At 32.2% G+C, this 236-nt stretch carries 1 pseudogene; it reads left to right on the forward strand.

Annotation, left to right across the window (positions count from 1 at the left end):
* Positions 1-236: pseudogene (locus FOT98_RS32040) on the forward strand (hypothetical protein); the annotation flags it as partial.

A 236-nucleotide genomic window follows, 5' to 3' on the forward strand; every position in this document is an offset into this window, starting at 1 on the left:
TTTACAAAGATAAAGCACTACATGTTAGTTCTTACAAAGAATAAACAAGCAATAGAGGGATCGCATGATGACTATAAGCTATTTCAATTTATGTGCAAATTAGAGATGAATCACATATATGAAGCATTAGAAGGACAGAGGAAGAATACTCATATTGATTTAGACACACATCAAGAATATGTAGATACGCTTGTTGTGCAGTTGAATTTACTTCAATATGTTGTAGGCATTGTGCA

Origin of the sequence: Bacillus sp. HY001, from assembly GCF_007558965.1 — a bacterium.
Classification (GTDB): domain Bacteria; phylum Bacillota; class Bacilli; order Bacillales; family Bacillaceae_G; genus Bacillus_A; species Bacillus_A mobilis.